This window comes from Bifidobacterium aerophilum, from assembly GCF_010667685.1.
Lineage (GTDB): Bacteria > Actinomycetota > Actinomycetes > Actinomycetales > Bifidobacteriaceae > Bifidobacterium > Bifidobacterium aerophilum.
On record NZ_WHZW01000020.1, the window covers coordinates 44,592 to 69,834 of the forward strand.

Annotated in this window: 17 protein-coding genes; 9 read left to right on the forward strand and 8 right to left on the reverse strand. The window is 64.3% G+C overall.

What is annotated here, in order from left to right; genetic code table 11:
* Nucleotides 1–273 precede the first annotated feature (273 nt).
* The 5 genes from GFD25_RS09570 (at nt 274) to GFD25_RS09590 (ending at nt 11,605) form a co-directional block, all read left to right on the forward strand.
* On the forward strand, nt 274–1,863 hold the full coding sequence (locus GFD25_RS09570) for an FAD-dependent oxidoreductase (RefSeq protein WP_163232253.1): 1,590 nt from the start codon (nt 274–276) through the stop codon (nt 1,861–1,863).
* Nucleotides 1,864–2,275: 412 nt separating this feature from the next.
* Entirely contained in the window at nt 2,276–4,438 is a 2,163-nt protein-coding gene (gene rho / locus GFD25_RS09575; protein ID WP_163232254.1) for a transcription termination factor Rho, read from the forward strand.
* Nucleotides 4,439–4,942: 504 nt separating this feature from the next.
* Nucleotides 4,943–9,094 carry a SpaA isopeptide-forming pilin-related protein gene (locus GFD25_RS09580; protein WP_163232256.1) on the forward strand — a complete coding sequence of 1,384 codons (4,152 nt, stop codon included), beginning with the start codon at nt 4,943–4,945 and terminating at the stop codon, nt 9,092–9,094.
* 133 nt (nt 9,095–9,227) lie between these two features.
* A complete protein-coding gene (locus GFD25_RS09585; protein WP_163232258.1) occupies nt 9,228–10,982 on the forward strand; it encodes a SpaH/EbpB family LPXTG-anchored major pilin in 1,755 nt (584 codons plus the stop codon).
* A 95-nt stretch (nt 10,983–11,077) separates the two neighbouring features.
* Entirely contained in the window at nt 11,078–11,605 is a 528-nt protein-coding gene (locus GFD25_RS09590) for a transposase (protein ID WP_239512526.1), read from the forward strand.
* A gap of 77 nt (nt 11,606–11,682) precedes the next feature.
* On the opposite strand, the gene GFD25_RS09595 is transcribed toward GFD25_RS09590, so the two are convergent.
* From GFD25_RS09595 to GFD25_RS09605, 3 genes are all read right to left on the reverse strand, one after another.
* The gene (locus GFD25_RS09595; protein WP_163232260.1) at nt 11,683–11,985 is read right to left on the reverse strand and encodes a hypothetical protein; all 303 of its coding nucleotides are present in this window, start codon (nt 11,983–11,985) and stop codon (nt 11,683–11,685) included.
* Nucleotides 11,982–12,374, reverse strand: coding sequence for a type II toxin-antitoxin system RelE/ParE family toxin (locus GFD25_RS09600; protein ID WP_163232262.1), 393 nt, complete (start codon nt 12,372–12,374; stop codon nt 11,982–11,984). The genes GFD25_RS09595 and GFD25_RS09600 overlap by 4 nt, the downstream gene beginning before the upstream one ends.
* A 261-nt stretch (nt 12,375–12,635) precedes the next feature.
* On the reverse strand, nt 12,636–13,889 hold the full coding sequence (locus GFD25_RS09605; protein WP_163232271.1) for a pyridoxal phosphate-dependent aminotransferase: 1,254 nt from the start codon (nt 13,887–13,889) through the stop codon (nt 12,636–12,638).
* A 200-nt stretch (nt 13,890–14,089) separates the two neighbouring features.
* On the opposite strand from GFD25_RS09605, the gene GFD25_RS09610 reads away from it, so the two are divergent.
* From GFD25_RS09610 to GFD25_RS09620, 3 genes are all read left to right on the forward strand, one after another.
* A complete protein-coding gene (locus GFD25_RS09610; protein WP_239512529.1) occupies nt 14,090–14,494 on the forward strand; it encodes an Lrp/AsnC family transcriptional regulator in 405 nt (134 codons plus the stop codon).
* A gap of 92 nt (nt 14,495–14,586) precedes the next feature.
* Entirely contained in the window at nt 14,587–15,018 is a 432-nt protein-coding gene (locus GFD25_RS09615) for a chorismate mutase (protein WP_163232276.1), read from the forward strand.
* On the forward strand, nt 15,015–17,183 hold the full coding sequence (locus GFD25_RS09620; protein ID WP_163232278.1) for a hypothetical protein: 2,169 nt from the start codon (nt 15,015–15,017) through the stop codon (nt 17,181–17,183). Before GFD25_RS09615 ends, GFD25_RS09620 begins: the two co-directional genes overlap by 4 nt.
* Nucleotides 17,184–17,366: 183 nt before the next feature.
* Here the strand turns inward: GFD25_RS09620 and valS are convergent, their stop codons facing one another.
* The 4 genes from valS to GFD25_RS09640 all read right to left on the reverse strand — a co-directional run bounded on the left by valS (nt 17,367) and on the right by GFD25_RS09640 (nt 23,253).
* Entirely contained in the window at nt 17,367–20,141 is a 2,775-nt protein-coding gene (gene valS, locus GFD25_RS09625; RefSeq protein WP_163232280.1) for a valine--tRNA ligase, read from the reverse strand.
* A 54-nt stretch (nt 20,142–20,195) separates the two neighbouring features.
* Nucleotides 20,196–21,746 (reverse strand): ABC transporter substrate-binding protein, encoded by a 1,551-nt coding sequence (locus GFD25_RS09630; protein WP_163232282.1) that lies wholly within the window; start codon nt 21,744–21,746, stop codon nt 20,196–20,198.
* Nucleotides 21,747–21,832: 86 nt separating this feature from the next.
* Nucleotides 21,833–22,489 carry an endonuclease III gene (nth, locus tag GFD25_RS09635; protein ID WP_163232284.1) on the reverse strand — a complete coding sequence of 219 codons (657 nt, stop codon included), beginning with the start codon at nt 22,487–22,489 and terminating at the stop codon, nt 21,833–21,835.
* 8 nt (nt 22,490–22,497) lie between these two features.
* Nucleotides 22,498–23,253, reverse strand: a complete 756-nt coding sequence (locus GFD25_RS09640) for a winged helix-turn-helix domain-containing protein (protein WP_163232286.1) — start codon at nt 23,251–23,253, stop codon at nt 22,498–22,500.
* Nucleotides 23,254–23,590: 337 nt separating this feature from the next.
* Here GFD25_RS09640 and GFD25_RS09645 point away from each other — a divergent pair, with 337 nt between their 5' ends.
* Nucleotides 23,591–24,334: a hypothetical protein gene (locus GFD25_RS09645; protein ID WP_163232288.1), complete on the forward strand. Its 744-nt coding sequence runs from the start codon at nt 23,591–23,593 to the stop codon at nt 24,332–24,334.
* Between the two features lie 57 nt (nt 24,335–24,391).
* Here the strand turns inward: GFD25_RS09645 and GFD25_RS09650 are convergent, their stop codons facing one another.
* Nucleotides 24,392–24,952, reverse strand: a complete 561-nt coding sequence (locus GFD25_RS09650) for a manganese efflux pump MntP (protein ID WP_163232290.1) — start codon at nt 24,950–24,952, stop codon at nt 24,392–24,394.
* Nucleotides 24,953–25,243 lie beyond the last annotated feature (291 nt).

Below are 25,243 nucleotides of genomic sequence, written 5' to 3' on the forward strand. Positions count from 1 at the left end.
CGACACGCTCCGGGGCGCTCGCCCGAGTCTTACGGTCTGACAATGCATATGCCAGCCGTCACCTCGTTGATGCGAAATGTTACGTAACGTAGCCGCTTGACCGACTCCCACCGGCCGCCGCTGGAACGGAATAGTTGTTGCGGACAGTACTACAGCGAAACGGTTGGGGAGGGGAGCGGAAGCGAAGAGGAAATGTGTGGAAACGCACAGGTGGGGCTTGCGTTTCTGGGGTGTGGGGTAGACTGTCGCTGATTTACTTATAAGGAGACTCACGTGACGCAGAAACAATCCGTGGTGATCATCGGCGGCGGCCCGGCGGGCCTTACCGCGGCCTGGGAGTTCGTCAAGGACGGCGGCGCCGACAACTACGATGTGACCGTGCTCGAAGCCACCCGCGAATTCGGCGGCATCTCGCGCACCGTCAAGCACAACGGCAACCGCATGGACATCGGCGGCCACCGTTTCTTCTCGAAAGACACCCGCATCATGGACTGGTGGAAGGACGTCCTGCCGCTGCAGGGCGCGCCCAGCTATGACGACAAGAAGCTCGGACGCGAGCATGAGATGGAACCGGGCGGCCCGGATCCGGAAGTCACCGACGAGGTGATGCTCAAGCGCCACCGCGTCTCGCGCATCTTCTACGGCGGCCGCTTCTTCGACTACCCGATCTCGCTCAAGCCCGCCACGTTCAAGGCGATGGGCTTCGTGATGACCATGCAGGCCGGATTCAGCTATCTCGCCTCCATGTTCCACAAGCTGCCCGAAGACAACCTCGAGAACTTCTACATCAACCGTTTCGGCCGCAAGCTGTATTCGATGTTCTTCGAAGGCTACACCGAAAAGCTGTGGGGCCGTCACCCCTCGCAGATCTCCGCCGATTGGGGCGCGCAGCGAGTCAAGGGCCTGAGCGTGCTCGGCGTGCTCAAGAACGCCGTCGCCAAACTGCTGCCGAAGAAGCGCTCCAACGCCGAGGTCGAAACCTCGCTGATCGAGGAGTTCTGGTACCCGAAGTACGGTCCGGGCCAGCTGTGGGAAACCGTGGAACGCCGCTGCGAAGCCAACGGCGCCAAGGTCATCACCGACGCGAACGTGGTCGAGATTCGTCAGGACGGCGGTCATATCAGCTCCGTCGTGTACGAGGATTCCGAAGGCAACCGCACCGAGCTGACCGCCGACCAGTTCATCTCGTCCATGCCGATCAAGGACCTCGTCAACGCGATCGACAAGACCGACAAGCCCGCGCCGAAGGACATCACGACCATCGCCAACGGCCTGCCGTACCGCGACTTCGTCACCGTCGGCCTGCTCGTCAAGAAACTGCGCCTCAAGAACACCACCAACATCCCCACGCTCGGCAACCCGCCGATCGTGCCGGACTGCTGGATCTACGTGCAGGATCCCGGCTACGTCGTCGGCCGCATCCAGATCTTCAACAACTGGAGCCCGTACCTCGTCAAGGACGTCGACGACACCGTCTGGATCGGTCTCGAATACTTCTGCGACGAAGGCGACTCGTTCTGGAACATGAGCGAAGAGGACTGCGTCAAGTTCGCCATCAACGAGATGGTACGCATGAAGGTCATCGCCAGCCCGTCCGACGTGCTCGACACCCACCGCGAAAAGGTCAAGAAGGCGTACCCCGCCTACTTCGACACCTACGCCCAGATGGACGAGCTCGTCGAATACCTCGACCACTTCGGCAACCTCTACTGCGTCGGCCGCAACGGCCAGCACCACTACAACAACATGGACCACTCCATGGCCACCGCCATCGAGGCCGTCGGCAACATCAAGGCCGGCAAGACCTCCAAGAAGAACGTGTGGTCGGTCAACACCGAAAAGTCTTACCACGAGGAAAAGTAGTTGATGGAGCGTTAGCTGCGTTGCTCCTCGGTCGACGTACCTTCGTACGTCTTCCCTCGGTGCGCCTTGCTACCGCACACATCAACTACTTTTCCGGAAAAATGATCAACGGAGCGTATACCGTCTTTCCTCAGCGCTCGACGTGCTCAGCACGCCTTCGGCTTCGGACGACGGTCTCCGCACACGTTGATCATTTTTCCTTCCGGAAAAGTAGTACTTTTCCACCTGATGAAACGGCTCGTCGCGCCATGCGGCGGGCCGTTTTGCGTTGGTCGGGGTGCGGTTGTAAGGTATCTACCAGTCCGCGACGCATGGAGTGCGGCGGGCGATTCGATAGCGGTCATGACCGCAAAATCATTCTTAGTGCAGAGCTCGGCTGTGTGCCGGCGTTGCTCAAGGAAAGGTAATACGAGTGGCAACCAGCCAGAATCTTGAGGATATGAAGCTGCCCGAGCTCAAGGAGCTCGCCAAGCAGATGGGACTTCGCGGCACGTCGACGATGCGTAAGCCCGAACTACTGGCCACGTTGCAGGCCGCCCGCTCAGGGGGAGCCGCCCCCGCCGGCGTCACCGTGCGCGCACCTCGCGCCGACAAGGCGGACAAGCCCGCCGGACAGGCCTCCGCCGAACACGACGCGCAGCCCGATCAGCAGCAGCCCGCGGCCGCGGAAGCCGCACAGCCCGCAGCCGTCGCGGAACCGCAGGACGCGCCGTCCGACAAGCCCGCCGACGAGAAGGCTTCCGAACAGCCCGGTCGCCCGGCCCGTGCCTCGCGCCGCGTCGTCAAGCCGACCGGTGAACCGGTGCGCAAAACCCGCGCCATTCGCGCGTCCAAGACCTCCGATGACGCCGAACCGGCCGCGGAAACCGCCGCGCCGGTGATCGACCTGCCGATCGGAGACAAGAAGGACGCGGTATCGTCCGTGCGCCGTCGCCGCCGCGAAGAGGAAGCCGGTGCGATGCTGCTCGACGATCTGGGACTTGACTCGGCCGGCGACCGCGCCGACCGTACGGACCGTCGTCGCAAGTTCGACGACGACCGCCAGCAGAACCGTCGTCGTCGCGACTTCAACGCGGACTCCGACCGTCCCCGCCGTCGTCGTACCGACGATGCGGACTCCTCCAACGACGACAACGTGCGCGACCTCGACGACATCCTCGCGACCCTGCCGGCCACGCAGGCCGCGCCGGAGCGCGACGACCGCGCCGACGAGGAGCCGGCCGAGCGCGAGTTCGTGCGTCGCAGCCGCAACCGCGTCGATCGCGCGGCCGGCTCCGACCGTAACGGCGACCACAACGACCGCAATGCCGACCGTCATCAGCGCCGCCTGCGCGGCCGCGACCGCGACTTCGACGAGCGTGCCGACCGTACCGAGCGTGCCGATCGCAACGCCGACCGCGACGTGCGCCGCGAGGAACCGCAGGACGATCTCGTCCCGGTCGCCGGCATCGTCGACGTGCTCGAATCGTATGCGTTCGTGCGCACCTCCGGTTATCTGCCCGGCCCGAACGACGTGTACGTGTCGATGGGACAGGTCAAGAAGTACGGCCTCAGGAAGGGCGACGCCGTGCACGGTTCGATCCGTGCGCCGCGCGAGAACGACCGCCGCAACCAGCGCCAGAAGTTCGTGCCGCTGCAGTCCATCGACTCGATCAACGGCATGAGCGTCGAGGAGGCGGCCAACCGTCCGCAGTTCTCCAAGCTCACCCCGCTGTACCCGCAGGAGCGTCTCAAGCAGGAGACCACGCCGAACAAGCTCACCGGCCGCATCATGGACATCGTTTCGCCGATCGGCAAGGGCCAGCGTGGCCTGATCGTCTCCCCGCCGAAGGCCGGCAAGACGATCACGCTGCAGAACATCGCCAACGCGATCGCCACCAACAATCCGGAAGTCCACCTGATGGTCGTGCTCGTGGACGAACGCCCGGAGGAAGTCACCGACATGGAGCGCACCGTGCAGGGCGAGGTCATCTCCTCGACCTTCGACCGTCCGGCCTCCGACCACACCACCGTCGCCGAACTCGCGATCGAACGCGCGAAACGACTCGTGGAGCTCGGCCAGGACGTGGTCGTGCTGCTCGACTCGATGACCCGTCTCGCCCGCGCCTACAACATCGCCGCGCCGGCCTCCGGCCGCATCCTGTCCGGCGGCGTCGACGCGCAGGCCCTGTATCCGCCGAAGAAGTTCTTCGGCGCGGCCCGCAACATCGAAAACGGCGGCTCGCTCACCATCATCTCCTCCGCGCTGGTGGAAACCGGCTCGAAGATGGACGAGGTGATCTTCGAGGAATTCAAGGGCACCGGCAACATGGAACTGCGCCTGAGCCGCGAACTGGCCGACAAGCGCCTGTTCCCGGCCATCGACATCAACGCGTCCGGCACGCGCCGCGAGGAGCTCATCACCGCGCCGGCCGAACTGCCGATCGTCTACCGTCTGCGCCGCCTGCTCGGCGGACTTGAGCCGGAACAGGCGTACCAGACGCTTGTGCCGCGCCTCAAGAAGGCGCCGACCAACCGCGACTTCCTCGCCGCGATCAGCCAGCAGGCCAACTCCAGCGCCGTCAACGGCAACTGAACCGGTTCGGCCGGCGGCCGCGCCTGAACGGCGATCCGTTCCGGCGGTTGCGGCCGATACCGAATGTGGCTCCGACAAGGCTCCCTATGGGGAGCCTTGTCGCGTTTATACGGCCGTCATGTGGCGGGGCGCGCATCGCGGACGGCCTGCCTGTCCGCATAGTGGTTGTGGATCACACGGACATAACGGGGTGCACGGGTGGGTATGTTAGACGCTTGACATGGTCGTTATGCGCGTAAAACGGGGGATTCCTCGACTTCTGAAAAGGGTGTCATAGGGGCCAGTAGGGAGTATAGTTGGGTGGCGTTACGAGAGATTTCCGTCAAACGGGAAGCCGAGGTATCACGCTGGTCATGGTGCTGCCTATGACATGAGGCGTGCGCGGTGATGCGTGATATCCGGTTACGAGGGATGGAGAACGGATATGACGCCTATGCGCACAAGAATTCGCGTGGGGGGGGGCTTCGGACCAGAGGCCTGATCGCCGCTGTTACGGCCGGCTGCATGGTCGTGGTCTGCCTGATCGGCACACTGCCCGCCTTCGCCGTTCCCGCGTACTCCGACGACGTCACGGCCGCCACATCCGGCACATCCGGTTCGTCCGCCACATCCGGTTCGGCTGGCGCGACCGTAATTGACGACTCCGACGCGCCCGTCACCGACGCGTCCGATGCCGATCCGTCGACGAACACCGTCGCAACGCGATCTTCCGACGAGGAGGACTACGGTCTGGCGGACTGCTCCGACAACGACTACAACCTGTACCTGAACTGCAGGAGACCCTCATCCACGGTGGACGACGACATCTTCGCCAAGCACGTGGTGAAGGACGACGTGAGCAATCCGGGCGGCACCACGGTGAACCTGTTCGATTACTGGCTGTACCGGCAGGATGCCGCCGATCCGGTATACGTAAACGCCACCGAGACCGTTCCCGACTCGGGATGGAAAGCCAAGACGGACGATGGCGAGCTTGCGGTCGACGGATACCAGAACCGCGGCATCAATCAGGGGCGTCAATTGCGGTTCCGCCGCGTGGCGCACCAGGAAGCGAACTTCAACCGGTATACGGGCAACGCATGTGCCGGCGACGGCGGCACGACGGGCGGCGGCGGAAAATGCACCGGATACTATTCCGGCGCCAAACCCATGCAGCGCATGGTCCAGCGCACGCTGGGAAGTGACGGTTTCCCCGTGCTCTGGGCGAGCGCCGACTCCTCGAAAACGACCATTCCCGGCTTTGTCGGGGCCCCTCCGGCAACGGGCATCACCGCCGCGGATTCCCTGTCATACCTGTTCGATCTGGAGAATGCCGCGAACGGCAAACAGTCCTATGCGAACGTCAAGGGACTGTTCCAGCTGCAGAACGGCTATTACTCGTATGACAGCCAGAAGAACTTCGCCGCCTACAACGAGGAGACGAACAGTTTCGCCCTGTATGACACCCCGGCGGTCAACCCGTCCTTCAAGACAGGCCTCGGCATGTTCTTCCCCTTCAATACGGCGGGAGACGTGTACCAGTCCGTCAACGGCACGCCGGCCGAGAACAATGGCAAGCTGGTGACGAGCACGTCGGCGATCGGCCCGGCGATGAATCATTACTTCGGCCTGTCCATGAGCAGCCGGTTCCAGCAGACCACGGACGGCAAGGCCAGCGACGGCAAGGACGTGGTCTTCTCGTTCTCCGGCGACGACGACGCATGGGTATACATCGACGGCGTGCTGGTGGGCGACCTCGGAGGCATCCATGATGCGGTGTCCCTCCACATCGATTTCAGCACCGGCGTCGTGACGGTCAGCACGCAGTCCGGCGAAGTGGTCCAGCGCACCACGTTGCGGGAACTGTACCGGGCCGCCGGTCGGGAGGACTCCGTCCAGTGGGGCACGGGCGCGCAATCCGACACGTTCGCGGGCGACACGAACCACACACTGAAGTTCTATTATCTGGAGCGCGGCAACCTCGACTCCAACATGAGCCTCAACTTCAACCTGGTGCCGATCAAGGAAAGCGACATCCTGAAAATCGACCAATCCGGCAAGCCCATCGCCGGCGTCGGATTCAAGCTGTACAAGGCCCGCAAGGACTACACGTACGACGGCGAACGGGATCTGCTCGCCGCGGGCGTGACGGACGAGAACGGCCAGCTCATGCTGGAGCGGACGAAGGCCGACGGCAGCGTCGACCCGATCGTGTTCGACGACCTGTACAAGGAGAATCCCGACAACACGCATTACGTATTGGAAGAGACCGTCGCTCCGGCGGGATACCGTACGCTCACCGACACGATCCAGCTGGAATACCATCCAGCGACCGCACCGGGCTTCAAGGGATACCTGGTATCCACCACGGACAGCGCGTACCGGACCGGCGCGTTCGCCAATCCCTCGCTGCTGGTCACCGCTCCCGATGACGTGTACCCGCTCAACGCCGACAACACGGCCAAGGACACGATGTGGCTGAGTGGGCAGTTCGATGGGAAATACCAGGACGGGGACATCCGCGAGGCGCTCAACGACGGCAAGGGCGTCATGTTCGCCGTCATCATGGCCTATACGGGCGAGACGACCACGGACAACGACCAGGCGAAGCAACTGCTCGCCGATACCGGCAACTGGAAGACGGTCACCGGCAATTCGGTGAGCGGCTGGAACACGGCGGAGATCCGTTCCGTGAGCGACGTCATCGCGGCCGCGCGCAAGCAGCCGGTGCGGTTCTCTCTGAAATCCTCCGGCGCGTATTCCGCGGACATCGAGGAACTGCCCGGCAGCGCCGAAACGTACTACAACCTGCTGCAGGACGGCGAAAAATACAGGACGCGGTTCACCGTCGCCTACTACTACACGTCCGCCAGCGACCTCAACAAGGCCGAAGCCGGCAACACCCGCCGCCTGTACATGGGCGACACGGACGCCGGAACCGGAGTCAGCCAGGACGACGTCTTCACACGCCAATTCGCGGTGAACGTGCATGTGCCGAACGTCAGGAACGAACTGGTCGTACGCAAGGTGGACGAAAACGGCGACCCCATCTACCGAAAAGACGATGCGGGCACGTCGGCCACGTTCTCCCTGTACTCCGCGGACAGCGACTGCGCGCAGGCGTCCGTGAGCAACGGTGCCAAGCCGGCTTACGCGGCGCTCGCCAAGTGCACGCCCATCGATTCGGTCACGACCGGGGAACTCGACGTGACCGCGACCGGCGCCGGCGGCAACAGGCTGACGCTGGCCAGCGCCGCCAAATTCCCCTCCGTCGGCCATACGCTGACAAACGGCACGTACTGGCTGATCGAAAGCAAGTCCCCGGAACGGTACGAGACCAGCACGGACGTCACCAAGGTCATCGTCAACAACACCGGCGTCTACGCGGACGCGGGCACCGACAAGGACGATGTGACCGTGCTGCAGGGCGTGGGCAGTGTCCTGCCCACGATGTCGCAGTTCGCCGCGGTCGACGATCTCGACCGCACGCTGAGCGACATCACGGCACAGGTCAAGACCAGCACGAGCGAACCGGGAATCACCGGCAGCGTCGGCTGGAACGTCGACAAGAGCCTCGGCAAACTGTACCTCACGTACGGGGCGCTCAACGACGGCGGACAGTCGGTGCCGTACATGTACGGTCCGCTGCGCGGCAAGGATGACACGGCTCCGGTCACGGCGCGCAGCGTCATGATCGCGGTCGACTCCGGATGGTCCGACATGATCGTCAGCCAGCTGTACAAGGGCTCGGTGACGGTGAACGGCAAGGAGATCACCGTCGACGGCGGTCTGAAACGTGACCGTACCGACGAGACCCTCAGGATGACCGGTGCGCTGACCAACCTGTACACCGGTTCCGTGGTCGTGCAGGTGGCGGACACGCCGACTCCGGTGACCGCGACTGCGGCGGTGCGCAAGACCGTGAACGGCACCGACGCGCAGTGGCCGGACGGCACGGCGTTCGGGTTCCGGCTGGAAGCGCAGACGTCCGATACCGCCGGTGCTGTGGAGGCGCCGTTGCCGACCGGTGGGGCCGGAACCGACGGGTCGCCGGCCGACGCATGCGTGCGGGATTCGGTCGACTCCGCGTCGGCGTCCGACACCGGCACAGGATCGCGCTCCTGCACCGTGACGTTGGACAGGCCCGCCGATGACGGCGACGGCAATCCCGTGCTGACCAACTCGGCCACGCTGGGCACGTTCACGTTCGACTGGAACGCCGTCAGGAACGTCGCGGCCGACGAGAACGGCACGCGCAAGGTGACGTACGGCTACGTCATCCGGGAGCTCGGCACGGACGGCAACCCCGGCTCCGGTGGCATGAAGGATCTCGTCAGGTACTCGCAGGCCAAGTACCGGCTAGACATCACCGTCACGTACCGGGCCGGCGAGGGGCTGAAGGCATCCGCGACGATGACCCGGCTTACGAAGGACGACGGCACGTCGCTCGGCACGGACGGCGAACAGATCGGAGCCGATGACGACGGCCCGTGGAAGGGCGTGCACGTGGCGGACTTCACCAACACGCATGTCGTCAAGGTGTCCTCGCTGCCGTTGACCGGCGACGGCATGACCGCGCGCGACTGGATCCTGCGCGGGTTGGCGCTCACTGTCGTCGCTGGACTCGTCGGCGCGGGCATCCGAACCTACCGGAAACGCAAGGAGCGGGCGCTCTGAGCGGCACGGCTCCCATGGTCGTGATCCGGCCGGAGCCATAGCGGATTTGCGGATCGCGGAGGTCCTGAACGGGGTCTCGGCCTCCGCGGTTGCAGAAACAAGTAACCAACAAGAAGAAAGAAAGAGGTTTCTCATGAATGTGAAGAAACTATTCGCGGGTATCGCCGCCGCTGCGACGATGCTCGGCGGTCTCGCCCTCGGTGCCGCCACCGCCAACGCGGCGATCGTGACCGACGGCGATACGACGATCACCATCAACGCGGAGAATGCCGTGCGTCTCGATGGCCACACCGATTTCAAGGCCGTCAAACTTGCCGATTATGACGTGTACGGTGAAAACCCGAACCAGTCCGCCACGCTGACGACCAATGCCGCCATCGCCGACAAGGTCCGTGATGCGGTTAACGCGGCCCTCGCCGAAGAGGTTCCGGCTGGCTCGGACCCGCTTGCCTGGGCGCAGCAGCAGGATGAGGCCAAGTTCGATCAGTCCATCAACTCGCCGTGGTTCGGCAACGGAACCTCCCGCAGCCTGGCCACCCAGCTGGTCGCCTCGTTGGAGGCCGGCGATTACCAGACCGTGTCGATGACGATCGACGCGAATGATCCGAAGACCGGCACTCTGACCATGCCGTCGCCGGGCTTGTGGATGATTCTTGACCAGACCGCAGTGGACACGCAGACCGATGAGTCGGGCAACATGACCAAGAAAGGCTCTTCGAAGGCTCTTCCAATCATCGTCGGAACGCCGTTTGCCATCAACGAGGGCGCGACGACCGAGAAGATCTATTCCGATGGCACCGTGGAAATGAAGAACCAGATCCTGACCGTCGAGAAGAAGGTCGGCGACCAGACCATCGCCATCGGCAAGGATGCGACCTATACCATTGACACGAAGATCCCGAACTATGTCGGCTACAAGGTCAAGGGCTACACGTTCACCGTCTCCGACCAGTTCGAGAAGAGCGCTCCGCTGGCGTACAAGGCCGGCTCCCTCGTCGTCAAGGTGGGCGACGTGACGCTGGACGACGACCAGTATACGGTGACCGGCTTCGACGCGAACAGCAAGACCTTCACCGTTGACCTGAGCGAGTACATCAAGTCCATCGGCCTCAAGGAAAAGATCAAGGTTTCGGACGATACCGTGTTCGATAACGACAAGCTGGTCGGCCAGGGCGTCACCATCACCTATGCAGCCACGGTGACCGGAACGATCAGCGAGCAGGGCGCGGCCAACCGTCCGTTCGTCGAGTATCCGCACAATCCGTCCAGCAACGAGGACAAGGACAAGATCCCGGGCGTGCCGGTCAAGGTATTCAACTTCGATTACACGCTGAAGAAGACCGACAAGGTCACCGGCGATGTGCTGAAGGGCGCGAAGTTCACCATCCAGAACACCGAAACCAAGAAGTATCTCGCCTACGGATATGACCAGGGCAAGCAGTCGATGAGCTGGAGCGACCTCGATGTCCAGCCGTCCGGCGGCGAGGGACAGGACGAAACCGTTGGAGTGTTCACCACCGGTGACGACGGATTGATCGCGTTTAAGGGACTTGACGAGGGCTCCTACAAGATCGAAGAGATCGCGGCTCCGGAAGGTCATGCCAACATCGGCCTGAGCTTCACGGTCAAGATCGAAGCCAACATCACCGGAGAGGGCAACGAGGCCGTGGCCGCGCCGACATATACCGTGAGCGGCGATACGTGGGGCCTCGTCTCCGACGGGAACTCCGCTGAAGTGACGGTGCGGAACATCAAGTCCATCACCGAGCTGCCGCTGACCGGTGCGGCGGGCACGATGCTGTTCACGCTGGTCGGTCTGCTGCTTGCGGGCGGCGCGGCCACCGTGTACCTGCGCTCCCGTTCCGCCAAGCGTGCGCTGATGCGCTGACGCCTGCAACTTACACTGCGGCTCCCCTTCACATCCATTCCTCGGGGAGCCGCTCTCTGTTTTTCGCATCCCCTCGTCCAGCAACGGAGGCGTCAATGACGACACAACGCGGAACCGACATGTTCACCGCCGAAGAGGTCGCGTATCTCGGCAATCTTCCGGTGGTCGACACCGTGACGGCCACGAGGATCATGTACACCGAAGACTTCAAGATCGACTGCCTGAGCCGTTATTTCGCCGGAGAATCACCCACCGTCATGTTTCGGCGCGCGGGACTCGATCCCACGCTGATCGGCGCCAAACGCATCGAACGGTGCATGGCGCGGTGGCGGCAGACGCCGGAACTCGTCGACAAGGCCCGCCGTCGCATGGATGGCGCGACATCCGTCTTCGACGGCAAGCCGTTGCCGAGTCCCGACGAGCTTGCCGGAGTCTTTGCCGGCGCCGATGATCTCGACATCTCGGATGTGAAACCGTCGCTGTCACGCGGCAAGCGTTTCGACCTGCGCGATCTCATCATCTACCAGCAGGCGCTGCACATCAGAGAGCTGGAACGTGAGCTCGACCGCTATCGTGCCGCGGAAGCCGGCTTTGTCACGTCCGCGGAACCCGCACAGGCATGACCACCCTACGGGGCCGACGTTCTTCTGGCGGTCGGATCGGCGTTGATCCGACCGCCGTCGGAGAGTGACCAGACCGATCAGACGGAGAACGTACGGTCCGGCAGTTCGACCGTAATATGCACCGTACCGCCGTGTGCGGCGGCGTACCGACGCAACGCCCCGATCGTGATCCGCGACATGTTGCCGGATCGCAGCGCCGCAGCGCGCCTGCGATCGGCGTGTTCCTTGCAGGCCCGGCGCAGATAGCGCAGCGGATGATGCAGACGTTCGTAATTGCGGATATACCGTTCGGTGATACGCCGGGCTTCTTCCATGCCTTCATCGGTCATGCCGCGCTTGCGTCGATAATCTTCCATGGTTTGCGGATGATATGTGGTCATTGGGATACTCCTTCCTGAAGCTTTCTGAGATGTCGTTCAAACAGCAGGTCCGCTTGCGGAATCGCATCGTCGTACCATCGATTCCACAGGCGCGCTCGTCTGATTCTGTCTGCATTCGCCTTATCGCCGGCTAGCAGCATGATTGCCCGGCGTTCTGGGTCAAAAGCGAACAGTATGCGAATCTCGCTCCTTCCCGTTGATGGCGGTCGCGGTTCTTTCATATTGATAAAACGTGATCCGCTGATTTGTCCGACCAGGGGTCGTTTTAATGCCGGGCCGTACAGTGCGAGCTGATCGATGGCCGCTGTGATGCAATCGACCGTTGCGTCGTCCTGTTGATCGAGCCAATCATCGATATATGTCGTGTCCACTATCCATTGTCGTTCCACAATATACCCTTCCGTGCCGAGCCGACGACGGGCGGCGATGCCCGTGTCGGCTCAGGCTAGCGGAAGGACGGTTTGCGGCATGACAAAAACCGGTCATGTGGTCGAACGGTCATGGGTTATCCACAGTTGGCGTGTCTGTCCACAATAATTGTGGATGACTTTCGAGGCCCTCAGAAAATGTGGATGACCGTATGTTTGATAGGCGATTCGGCGGTCGGATCGGCGTTGATCCGACCTCCGGAGGGGAGTGACGCCGAGCGATCAGGCCATGATCGCCAGGTGATGGAATTCGGGCGTGTGACGGCCGAGCAACGGGTCGGCGTGGGATTGCGCGAAACGGCGCAGACGACGCACGCCCTCGCGCAGTTCGCTCGCGTCGCCGGCGTATGACAGACGCACGAATCCGGCGCCCTCCTTGCCGAACGCCTCGCCGGGCACGACGGCGACGCGCTCGGCCTCCAGCAGGCGGCGGCTGAACTCGTCGGCGTCCATGCGCGTGGCGCGGATGTCCACGAACGCGTAGAACGCGCCCTGCGGTTCGATCAGCCGCACCGCCGTGCAGTCGGCGAGCCCGTCGAGCACGATCTGCCGCTTGGCCCGGTACTCCTCGCGCATGGCGACCACCGGATCCATTGGGCCGGTAAGCGCGGCGACGCCCGCATACTGTGCGGTCGAATTGACCGACGAATGCATGAGCTCGGCAAGCTTGGCGGTCTGTTCGATCAGCTCGTCCGGCCCAAGCAGGTAGCCGATGCGCCAGCCGGTCATCGCGAACGTCTTCGACAGGCTTTCGACCACGACGGTGCGTTCGTGCATGCCCGGCACGGCGGCGATCGACGGCGCCGCGGGGAACGGCGAGTCGGCGGCCGCGCGCCGGCCGTCGCCGAAGACGAACGGATGATAGACCTCGTCGGAGATCGCCCAGATATCATGGCGCTTGCAGACCTCGGCGATACGCGCCAGCTCGTCGGCCGGTGTGACCGCGCCGGTCGGATTGCCGGGGGAGTTGATGATGACCGCGCGCGTGCGCGGCGTGATCGCGGCCTCGATGTTGTCGGCGTCCAGCCGCATCTGATGATCCGGCGTGAGCGCGACGGTCACCGGCTTGCCGCCGCACATCAGTACTTCGGCATCGTACGACGTGAAGAACGGGGAGGGGATGATCACCTCGTCGCCGGGGTTGACGATCGCCTTCAAGGCGAGGAACAGGCCGATCGTGGCGCCGTCCACGGCCTGGATCTCGGTGTGCGGATCGTACGACAGTCCCTTCACGCGGCGCGAATAATCGGCGACGGCCTCGCGGAACGCGTCGATGCCCAGCACGTTCGTGTACTTCGTATGCCCTTCGCGAATCGACCGGCAGGCGGCCTCGACGATATGCGGTGCGGCGGTCGAGCTCGGCTCGCCCACGCACAGCGAAATCGCGTCGGGCACGCGCTCGACGCGATCAAACACGTCACGGATGCCGGAACGGGGGACCCCAAGCGCGCCCTGCGCGATCATCGGAATGCTCATACGATCACCTCTTGGTAAATTTTCAACTAAAGTCACTCTATATCGTAAATATTACATCTTTATATCATATTATGTGGAAAAAATAAGGTATACGAAGGTGTGTGGAAGCGGCTACCATAGCAACCATGAGCGTGCGCAATGACAGGAACGAGACGGGCGACACCGCGGCGACAACCTCCGCCGACGTCGACGACAAGGACATGATCATCCTCTCCATGCTGGAAACGGACGGTCGCGCTACGCTGTCGCAGCTTGCCAAGGCCTCCGGCTTGTCCGTATCGGCCGCGCAGACGCGCGTGCAGAAGCTTGAACGGCGCGGCATCATCCGCGGATATGCGGCCGTCATCGACCACGAACGCAGCGGCCAACCGATCAGCGCATTCGTCTCCGTCACCCCGCTCGACTATTCGAAGGAATCCGACATCCCGCGCAAGCTGCGCGACATCGACGGCATCGTCTCCTGCTATTCGGTCGCCGGCGCTCCCAGCTTCATGCTGCTCGTGCGCGTCGCCTCACCCGGCAAGCTTGAGGAACTGCTCAATCTCATCCACCGGACCGTGCCGGTGAGCACCGAAAGCACCGTCATCCTCAAAACGTATTTCTGAACTGTATCGCCGATGCCGCATTCCCGAAAGTCCCGACACATTTCGGAACCGGCTCCGGACGCACGGGCGACGTCGGTGATAGGCTGTCAACCATGAGCGACACGCAAGCATCCGACGGCGACTGGCTGCCCTCGGCCAACGACACGCACGCACCCGAATCCGAAACGGTCATCGACTCGTCCGTTGCGGCCGAGCATCCGGAAATCGCCGAAACCGTGGCGAAAATCAAGGCATTGCGCCAGTCCATCGACAACGTGGACACGGCCATCGTCTCCCTGCTCGCGGAACGTTTCAAATACACGTCCCAGGTGGGCGTGCTCAAGGCGCGCGCCGGCTTCGCACCCGCCGACTACAAGCGCGAGGACTACCAGATCGAGCGTCTCCACCGCATCGCCGTCGCGGCCGGGCTTGACCCGGACATCGCCGAAATGTACCGCGAATTCGTCGTTACCGAAGCGAAGAAGCGCCATGCGCGCATCGCCGCGGCCGGCGGGGACCCGGGCGTGCTCGACGTTTTCGCATGATCCGGGTCGGACGGTTCCTGACACAGGTCGGCGCCTCCGCTCTCTCCCTGGCGATGACGCTGGCGATGCTGTCCGCCGGCGGTTCCGGTGTCGGCCTTGCGAACGCATCCGATGCACGCTCCGCAAGCCAATATCTCGGCACCGCCGTGTACGGCGCCCTGAGTGCCGATGACTCCGGCGCCGGTGGACTGTATCTGCGCGGCGGACGTTCCGATTCCGTACGGCGCATTCCGGTCGGGCAGGAAGCGCTGCCATGGTCCGTACACGTCGCGTATTCGCTCGATGGACCGCAGACCGACGCCGCAACGGTCGACGGCGCGAACGGACTGGTCGGCGTGCACGTCACCGTGACGCGCAACGAACTCGCCTCGCACGACATCGCACAGGCCGCGTCCGCGCTCGTGCCGGTCGTGACGTTCACCATCCCCGCCGAAGTCGGCGACGACCTGTCCACCAGCGACGGCACGACCGTCACGACCGACGGATCGAACCATGTGATCGTGGCGGTCGGCGACGACCGCACGCTCTCCGCCGACCATGACGGCGCGCTGGACGGCCTGCTCGACGCCGACGGTCTGGACGTGACGCAATCCGGCACGGACGACGACACCGTCCTCGACCTCAACGTGTACGTCAACGCGACGCGATTCACCATGAGCACGATCACGCTGGCCGCGATCCCCGCCACCGACGCCGCCTCGTTCGCCACGCAGACGGCGCAACTGTCCTCCGATGCGGCCACGCTGGCCGACCGGATGACCGGCGCCTCCGACCAGCACAACGACGACCTGATCGCCCAGCTGACCGAACTCCGTGATCGGGAACGCGCGCTCGCCGATTCCACGATCGCCGAGCGTTCCGCAGCACACAAACAGGCGTTCGACGCATACATGGCCGCATACGTCGGCTCCTACACCACGCATCTGAGCGGGTCCATCAGCACCAAGACGCAGATGACGGCGCTCATCGGCACAGCCGGCGAACTCACCGGCGACACGCCGCTTGCCAAGGCCGTGGTCGACCTCGCCAACGCGGTGAACGCGGTCAGCGCCGCACACCGGCACGCCGGCGCCGCCGACGAGGTGGATGCGATCATTCGGCGTATCCGTCAACAGGGCGTGAACGGGCTTGCGGACGAACTCGAACAGGAGGCCGGGCGCGAATCCCAGCTCGGCTCGTCCGGATACGCGGCCGGGCAATCGCAGTTGTCGCAGGCCATGATCCCGTATTCGATGGCATACACCGACACGTACACCGAACATCTGAGCGAGCTGACCGGCGGCACGTCCGCCGGCGCCGCCGCATACCAGGAGCAGGCGATCGCACAGACGAACTCATCGTTCACGACGGACGCCGATCTCAAGGCCGATCAGGCGAGCGTGGACGCGGCGATGGCGGCGCTCGCCACCGCCAGCGAGCACACCGGCAAGGCGCAGGCGATCCGCCAGTTGCTGCTGCGGTTCGAGGACCGGTTCGAAGCGGGGGACACGGATGTCGCGGCGAACGGCGGGAGCGACGGTTCGGCCGTCGCGACCGGCCGAAGCGGGTTATCCGGAGCCATCGGCAAGACTGAGGAGCCGAAGATCGGCGTGAACGGCGCCGGCATCGCCGCGGTGGCCGAGGCGGCACGGCTCAAGGCGCTGCATGCGGCGCGCGAGAAGGCTGCGAACAAGGCCCGGCAGAAGGCGCAGAGCGACGGGCAGGAATCCAGTCTGGTCGACGATCAGGTGTCGATGAGCAAGGACGACGTGATGAGCTTCGCCGGGGGAGTGGCGTCGCTCGGCGGCGGCACGAAAGAGAAGTCCTCGGATTCCGGGTCGGGATCGTCTTCCGATGCCGGTGAGGCTGACGGTTCGGACGCATCCGATTCCTCGGGTGATTCCGGTGATACATCAACCGCCGGCAAGACCGACGATGCGACGACCGTGGACGAGACGCCGTCCGTCGCCTTTGGATTCCAGGGACTGTATCCGGCCAGTCTGCTGCGTCCCGACGCCTCCGCCAGTCTCGACGAAACGTTGCTGATCGGCGACGCGTCCGGCATGATCACGGCGGCCGCGAAGGCGCTCGCCGACGGCGGATCCCTGGGTGACCTTGCCTCGCGTCATGACGCTTCCGCCGACGCCGCCGGTACGCGCTTCCTGCTGGTGTTCCGCACGTTGTGACGGATGTGATTACCCCCTCAGTCACTGCGTGACAGCTCCCCCCTGACAGGGGGGCAGCCTGATTGCGTGCGGAAATTCATGAACGATCCCGACAGTCCCCTGTCAGGGGGCAGAAAAACGATGTGGGCTTCCTCCGAGTGGAGGAAGCCCACATTTGTCACATCAGCAAGATGTGAGGAAGTCTCACTTCTTGCGAGCCGGCGGCTCGCCGAGTTCGCTGTCCTCGACGATCACGCTGATGGCGGCTTCGGCTTCGGCCTTCGCCTTGGCGGCTGCGTCGGCCGCGGCTTCCGCGGTCTCGTGCGCGGCCTTGATCGCGGCTGCGGCGCTCACGAAGGAGATGCGGCCCACCACGCGGCCGGCTTCGGCGATGTCGTTCACGGCGCTTTCCAGCGACTCGCGCACGTCATCGGACACGCCCAGCTTCACGGACAGGATCGGCGTCTTCATCGAGACCTTGGCCTTCGACTTGATGCCGCGCAGCGCGGCCAGCGCCTCACCGGCGTGGGCGAGCAGCTCCGGAGCGACCTTGAACGCGGCGGCCTCGTACACGTCCGGGGTCGGCCAGGCGGCGCGGTGCACCGAACCGGCGCCCGCGTGCATCCAGCTCCACACCTCTTCGGTCGCGTACGGCAGGTACGGGGCGAGCAGGCGCGCGAACGCGTCCAGACCCAGGCCCAGCGTCGTGCGCGCGGACTTCACCGCGGCCTCGCTCGGCACATGGCCGGTCGCGTCGGCCGTGCCGTACGCACGGTTCTTGACCAGCTCAATGTAGTCGTCGCAGAACTGCCAGAAGTAGCTTTCGATGACCTCCAGCGCCTTCGAGTGCTCGTAGGATTCGAGCGCCTCGGTGGCCTGGCGAACCACGAGCGCCATCTTCGCCATCGCGGCGCGGTCGAGCGGCTCGGTCACGTCGGCCGGATCCCACGAGGCGACCGCCGAGTCGGCGACGTGATGGTTCTCGTCTTCGCGGCCGATCGCCAGCGCGAACTTCGTCGCGTTGAGCAGCTTGATCGCGAGACGACGGCCGATCTTCATCTGGCCCTCGTCATACGTCGCGTCGAGGCCGAGGCGGGCGGAAGCGGCCCAGTAGCGCACCGCGTCCGCGCCGAACTGCTGGATCGGCTTGTTCGGCACGACGACGTTGCCCTTGGACTTCGACATCTTCTTGTGATCCGGATCGAGGATCCAGCCCGACAGCGTCGCGTGCGCCCACGGCAGGCACTTGTTCTCCAAGTGCGCGCGGTCCACGGTCGAGAACAGCCAGGTGCGGATGATGTCCTGGCCCTGCGGACGCAGATCCATCGGGAACGTGGCCTTGAAGATGGCCTCGTTCTCCTCGCCCGGCTCGGCCCAGCGGGTCACGATCTGCGGGGTGAGCGAGGAGGTCGCCCACGTGTCCATGATGTCCTGCTCGGCGGTGAAGCCGCCCGGCACGTCGCGCTGTTCGGCCGTGTATCCGGCCGGCACGTCGATCGTCGGGTCGATCGGCAGGATGTCCTCGCTCGGCGTGATCGGGTGATCGTAATCGGCCGAACCGTCCTCCTTGACCGGGTACCACAGCGGGAACGGCACGCCGAAGAAGCGCTGGCGGGAGATCAGCCAGTCGCCGTTCAGGCCATGCACCCAGTTCTCGTAGCGCACGCGCATGAAGTCCGGGTGGAACTCCAGCTCCTTGCCGCGCTCGATCAGCTCGGCGTTCAGCTTGGCGTCGGTGCCGCCGTTCTTCAGGTACCACTGACGGGAGGTGACGATCTCGAGCGGCTTGTCGCCCTTCTCGTAGAAGTTCGTCATACGCTTGGTCGGCGTCGGCTCGCCGTCCAGATCGCCGGACTCGCGCAGGTGGTCGACGATGATCTTGCGGGCGGAGAACGTGGTCTTGCCGGCGGTTTCGGCGAAGATCGCACGGCCGTTCTCGTCCTCGATCCAATCCGGCGTCTCCATGACGATGCGGCCGTTGCGCTGGATGATCGAACGGGTCGGCAGGTTCAGGTCACGCCACCACTGCACGTCGGTCACGTCGCCGAAGGTGCAGCACATCGCGATGCCGGCGCCCTTGTCCATCTCGGCGGCCGGGTGCGCGAGGATCGGCACCTTCACCTTGAACAGCGGCGAGTACACGTACTGGCCGAAGTACTGCTTGTAGCGCTCGTCGTCCGGGTTCGCGATCAGCGAGGTGCAGGCCGCGAGCAGTTCCGGACGGGTCGTTTCGATGTAGATCGGCGTGCCGTCCTCGAAACGGAACGCGACCTTGTGATAGAAGCCCGGGTACTCGCGCGACTCAAGCTCGGCCTGGGCCACGGCGGTCTGGAACGTCACGTCCCACAGGCCCGGCGCGTCCTTCTGATACGCCTCGCCGCGGGCGAGGTTGCGCAGGAACGCCTTCTGCGCCACGCGCTGCGGGTGCTCGCCGATGGTGTGGTAGGTCTGCGACCAGTCGATCGACAGGCCGAGGGAGCGCCACAGCGCCTCGAACTGCTTCTCGTCCTGCGCGGTCAGCTTCTCGCACAGCTCGATGAAGTTGCGGCGCGAGATCGGCACCTGGTCCTTGGCGTCGATCTTCTTGCCGTCCGTGCCCTCGAACGGCGGCACGAAATCCGGATCGTACGGCATGGAGGTGTCCACGCGCACGCCGTAGTAGTTCTGCACGCGGCGTTCGGTCGGCAGGCCGTTGTCGTCCCAACCCATCGGGTAGAACACGTCGAAGCCCTTCATGCGCTTGTAGCGCGCGATCACGTCGGTATGCGTGTAGGAGAACACGTGGCCGACGTGCAGGTGACCGGACACCGTGGGCGGCGGCGTGTCGATCGAATAGACCGCCTTGCGGTCACGGGTGTTGCGGAACTTGTAGACGCCGGACTCGTCCCATTCGGCGCGCCACTTGTCTTCCAGACCGTCCACGCCCACCTTGTCGGGCAGCGGGGTCAGATTTGCGTTGATGATGGTGCTGTCACTCATACGCGCGATTTTATGCGGCTTAGGTGACAAGGGGCGGCGGGACGGGGACGGCGGCTACTTCACCGTGACCTTGGCGAGCGGCAGATACCGGTCGGTGATGTTCGTCGAATATCCGGTGACCGACGAGGCGGCCGCGACCACGGTCTTCTTCGTGTACAGCCAGTCGCAGGCCGCGTCCTGGCTGACCGTGTGCGCGAAATCGTGCAGCCGGTCCTGATAGTCCTTGTCGTTCGTCGCGGCCATCGCGTTCGTCCAGGCGCTCTGCGCCTCGCCGTTCGTATAGCGGTACACGTTGTCCGCCGTGCCGAACGCCGCGGCGTCGTCGGTTCCGTCCGTCACGGTGATCGCGACCTCGTACTGCCCGTCCTTGACGCGCTGTGCGGCCGTCGCGTCGTCCGTGACCTGCATGTTCACGGTCAGACCGACCGCCTGCAACTGTTCGGTGACCGTCTTGCCGAGCGATTCGTACGACTGCGGCACGACGAAATTGATCGCGCCGAAATACGCGGCGCCGGTCGCGAAGTAGGAGATCATGCTGACGGACTTGGCCTGATCGAACGGGAACAGTTCGGTCAGATCCTCATAGCCGGGCTCAAGCTGGCCGATCGGGCCGCCCAGCGCTCCTGCCGAATCGGAGCGGGATCCGGCGATCGACTTCGTGTCGACCGCGTAGCGTATCGCCTGGCGCGCCTGCTGGTCGGAGAAGATCGAATTGCCGTCGTTGTTGAACGCGAGCATCACCTTCGCCGTCGACGAGCCGGTCTTCACCGTGAATTTCGCGTCGTTGACCAGCGCGTTCGTCGCGTCCGTGTTCGTCGGCAACGCCATGTCGAGCTTGCCGTCCTGCAGGTCCTTGACCATCGTGGCCTCGTCGTCGTAATAGCGCAGCGTGACGCGCTCCGCGGCGGACTGGTCTCCCCAGTACTGTTCGTTGCGGGTCAGCTCGATCGACGATCCTTTGTCGTACTTGGCGAGCGTGAACGGTCCGGAGCCGAACGCCGCGGTCGCGTAATCCTGGTTCGCCTGCGCGTCGTAGGCGATGCCGGCGCGGCCCGACAGCGCGCGCAGCAGCGTCGGGTCGGTATGGCTCAGCATGAGTTCGACGGTGGTGGCGTTCGGGTTGGTCACCGACTTGAGCGCATTCAGGGCGGACACGCCCTGGTACTTGTTCTGGACGATTTGCTGTAGCGACCAGACCACGTCGGACGAGTCGAGCGCGTCGCCGTTCGAGAAACGCATGCCGGAATTGAGCGTGAACGTGTAGGTCAGTCCGTCGTCGGAGACCTTCCAGCTTTTCGCCAGTCCCGGTTTGATCGCGTTGTCGTCGTCGCGCGTGACCAGCGTCTCGTACACGTTGCCAAGCAGGGCGCGTTCCACGGCCGGGGCGGCGTCGGTGCGGATGTCAAGCGAATCGGGTGCGTCGGTCAGGCCGACGGAAACCGACGCGGAGGACTGCGCCGAACTGATGCCGGGCAGCACGCTGCGATGCGCGGCCACCGACCAGACGAGCCATACGATCACGGACAGGGCGACCGCCGTCGCCACGAAAACCAACCATGAACGCAGCGAGTTGTCGTCGTTGCGCTTGTGCGTCTGCTTGTGCATGCGGCCCAGTCTAGCGGGGGGAGGGCATTTCGGGTGTGTGCCGAGGATGGGGCGGTCGGTTTTGCGTCAGGGCTTGCGGTCGCCCGTCACTGCGCGGACGGGCAGGTTCCGGCGAGCGGACAGGCTCCGCAGTCGGGGGTGCGGGCGTGACAGACGGCGCGGCCGTGCAGGATCAGACGGTGGGACAGATCCGTCCATTCCTCGGGAGGGAAGCAGGCGCAGATCTCCGCCTCGACCTTGACGGGGTCCGATTTCGCGATCCTCCAGTCGGATCGCCAGCGCAACCGTCCGGTCACGCGCATCACATGCGTGTCCACGGGGAATCCGGGCACGCCGAACGCGTTGCCGAGCACCACGTTCGCCGTTTTGCGCCCCACGCCCGGCAGCATGGTCAGCTCGTCCATCGTGCGCGGCACCACGCCGGCGAACTCATGATCCAACGTCGACGCGAGTCCCAGCAGATGCTTCGCCTTCGAACGGAAGAAACCGAGCGGGCGGATGATGTCCTCGACCGCTTCCGGGTTCGCGGCGGCCAGTGCGGCCGCATCCGGATACGCGGCGAACAGCGCCGGCGTGACCGAGTTGACGCGCTTGTCGGTGGTCTGGGCGCTGAGCACCGTCGCCACCAGCAACTCGAAGGGATCGGAGAAATTCAGGGCGCACTTCGGCGCGGGAAACTCCTCGCACAGCAACGCGTATTCGGCGTGCATGCGGGCCAGCCGGGCCTGTTTCGACTCGCGCATCGGCCGCTTCAGCGTTTGCCGGCGTCGGGCGTGGCGTCCGTGTCGGACTCGTTCTCGGGCGGGTCGAAACGGTAGCCGACATTGCGCACGGTGCCGATGAGATGCTCGTATTCGCCGCCCAGCTTGGCGCGCAGACGACGGATATGCACGTCGACGGTACGGGTGCCGCCGTAATAGTCGTAGCCCCACACCTCCTGCAGCAGCTGCGCGCGCGTGAACACGCGGCCCGGATGCTGCACGAGATACTTGAGCAGTTCGAATTCCTTATACGCCAGATCGATCGGATGACCGTGCAGGGAGGCCGTATAGCCATTCGTGTCGACCACGAGATCGCCCGAACGGATCTGCCCGTCGGCGCTTACGGTGCCCGCGTCGCCGCCGGTCGCGCCGCCCGCCGTGCCTGCGGCCAGAGGCGAGTTGCCGCGTTCGGACACGAGTCGCAGACGCCCTTCGACTTCGGCGGGGGACGCGGAGGACACCACCACGTCGGCGATGCCCCACGTGGAGTTCACGACCGTGAACCCGCCCTCGGTGAGCACGAGCACGATCGGCGTGGACAGTCCGGAGGCATGGATGAGCCGGCACAGCGTCTTCGCCGTGGCCAGGTCGTCGCGCGCGTCGAGGAACAGGATCGTGTTCTCCGGCATTTTCACGAGACTTGCGGCGTCCATCGGCAACACGCGCACGCGATGCGACAGCAGGGCGAGGGACGGCAGAACGGTCGCGGGGTCAGCCGCGAACGTCATCAACGTAAGGTCCGTCACTGTCGCCCCCTTGAACCTGTTCCGATGCGGGAACCGTATGATTCGTACGATTCGTGTGATCGCGTGCGGTTGTGCCGCGTTCACGCGATATTCATTCGTATCGTATCGTCATTCACGATTGATGACTTATTGTACGCGCACGATATGGACACGGTTGTGCGGTTTTGTCCGTTCGCGAGGAGGTTGCGTCGGCGTAGGGCGCGAGATTCGGCGGGCCGGGACGTAGGATAGGATGCAGAAGTCGTGATGATCGGCCCGCGGCGGCCCGGCCTGATGGACCGTGACGGTCCGACGGCGTCCGGTCCGGCGGCGTGGGCGGCGAACAGGGAGCGTATATATGGACAAGCGTCAGGATGCTGATACGTCGACGGCGACGGTGGCCAGTGGGGCGGGCGCGCCGTTCTCGAGCAAGTACACGCCCATGTATGCCGTTTTGGCGCTGTTGCCGATGCTGGTGCTGACCGCCGGTGGCGCCGGCGAGACGGGCGTGCTCGCGTGGACGGTCGTGCTGATGGTGCTGTTCGCGGTCTGCTCGCCGTTGCGCGACGGCGTGCCCGGACGCGTGATCGCGTTCCTTGCGGGCGCGGTGTCGCTGTGCATTGCCGGTACCGGCCTGATGACGGATCTGCTGTCCGGTTCGGGCGACCGGGCCGCGACCTCGATCGCATCCATGACGACGGCGCGCGAAGTCGCCTGGTTCGCCGGCGTGGGCGGCCTGCTGGTCGTGCTGATCGTCGTCTCGTTCATCCGACAGATGGCCCGCGAGGAACGTTCGCATCTCATCCGCGGACTGTCGCACAGCGTGCTTGACGGCGTGGCTCTGATCGCCGCCTCCGGCTGGATGTTCCTGCCCGATTACATGGCGTTGCCCGATGCCGGCGCGGACAATACGGCCATGATCGCGTCCGCGATCGTCGTGGCGCTGCTGTTCGTCGGACTGTCCGTCGCCTCGAACTGGTGGATGGCCGAAGCCGATCCGGACGAACACGCTATCCGGCCATGGATCGGCATCGTCGTGCTGCCGACGCTGCTGTCCGGCGTGCTTGTCCCGATCGCTGCCGTCCTGGCTTCGATCGCATAACGAAAACGCTCCCCGCGGGGAGCGTTTTTGCAGTCTGATCGTAGTTGGGGAGGCGGCTCACAGCACGCCGAGATGTTCGAGCAGCACCTTCACGCCGATCAGGATCAGCACCACGCCGCCGGCGATCTGCGCCGGCTTCTGCCAGCGGGCGCCGAACATGCGTCCGATATACAGTCCGGCAGCGGAAAACGCGCCGGTCGTCACGCCGATCATGATCACCGACGACCACAGATGCACCTGCATGAACGCGAAGCTCACGCCCACGGCGAACGCGTCGATGCTGCACGCCACCGCAAGCGGCAGCATGTGCTTCCAATCGAATTCGGCAGTCTCCTTCGCGTTCTCCTCGTCTTCCTCGAACGCCTCGCGGATCATGTTGCCGCCGATGAACGCCAGCAGCGCGAAGATGATCCAATGGTCGATCGCCGTCACGTAACTCGCGAACGTCGTGGCGAACAGGTAGCCGAGCAACGGGAACAACGCCTGGAAACCGCCGAACCACAGTGCGGTCTTCAGCGCATCCAGTCCGCGCAGGCGGCGTACGGTCAGGCCTTTGCCGATCGAGACGGCGAAGGCATCCATGGACACGGACAGGGCAATGAGAAATATCTGCAACATAGCTGGTTCACACAAGGTTCATCCCGCCGGTCTCCCCACGGGATGGGCCTCGACGGGATACGTGTATCCGCCTACGCCTAGGGGTACCGACACTGAGAACTGCCGGGCAGCCAGCCGGGCTTTGAATCCGAAGCGAATGCTGTTCGCATGTCGTCAATTACGAGGGAACAGTATACACCGTTTTCGCCGGCGGCGTCTTTCGCGGCCTTTCACCGGACCGTGTTTGCTGTTCTGATGGAGGGGTGGGAATAGTTAGAGGCTTCTAGGCAGAATGGGTGGTGCCTAAACCTA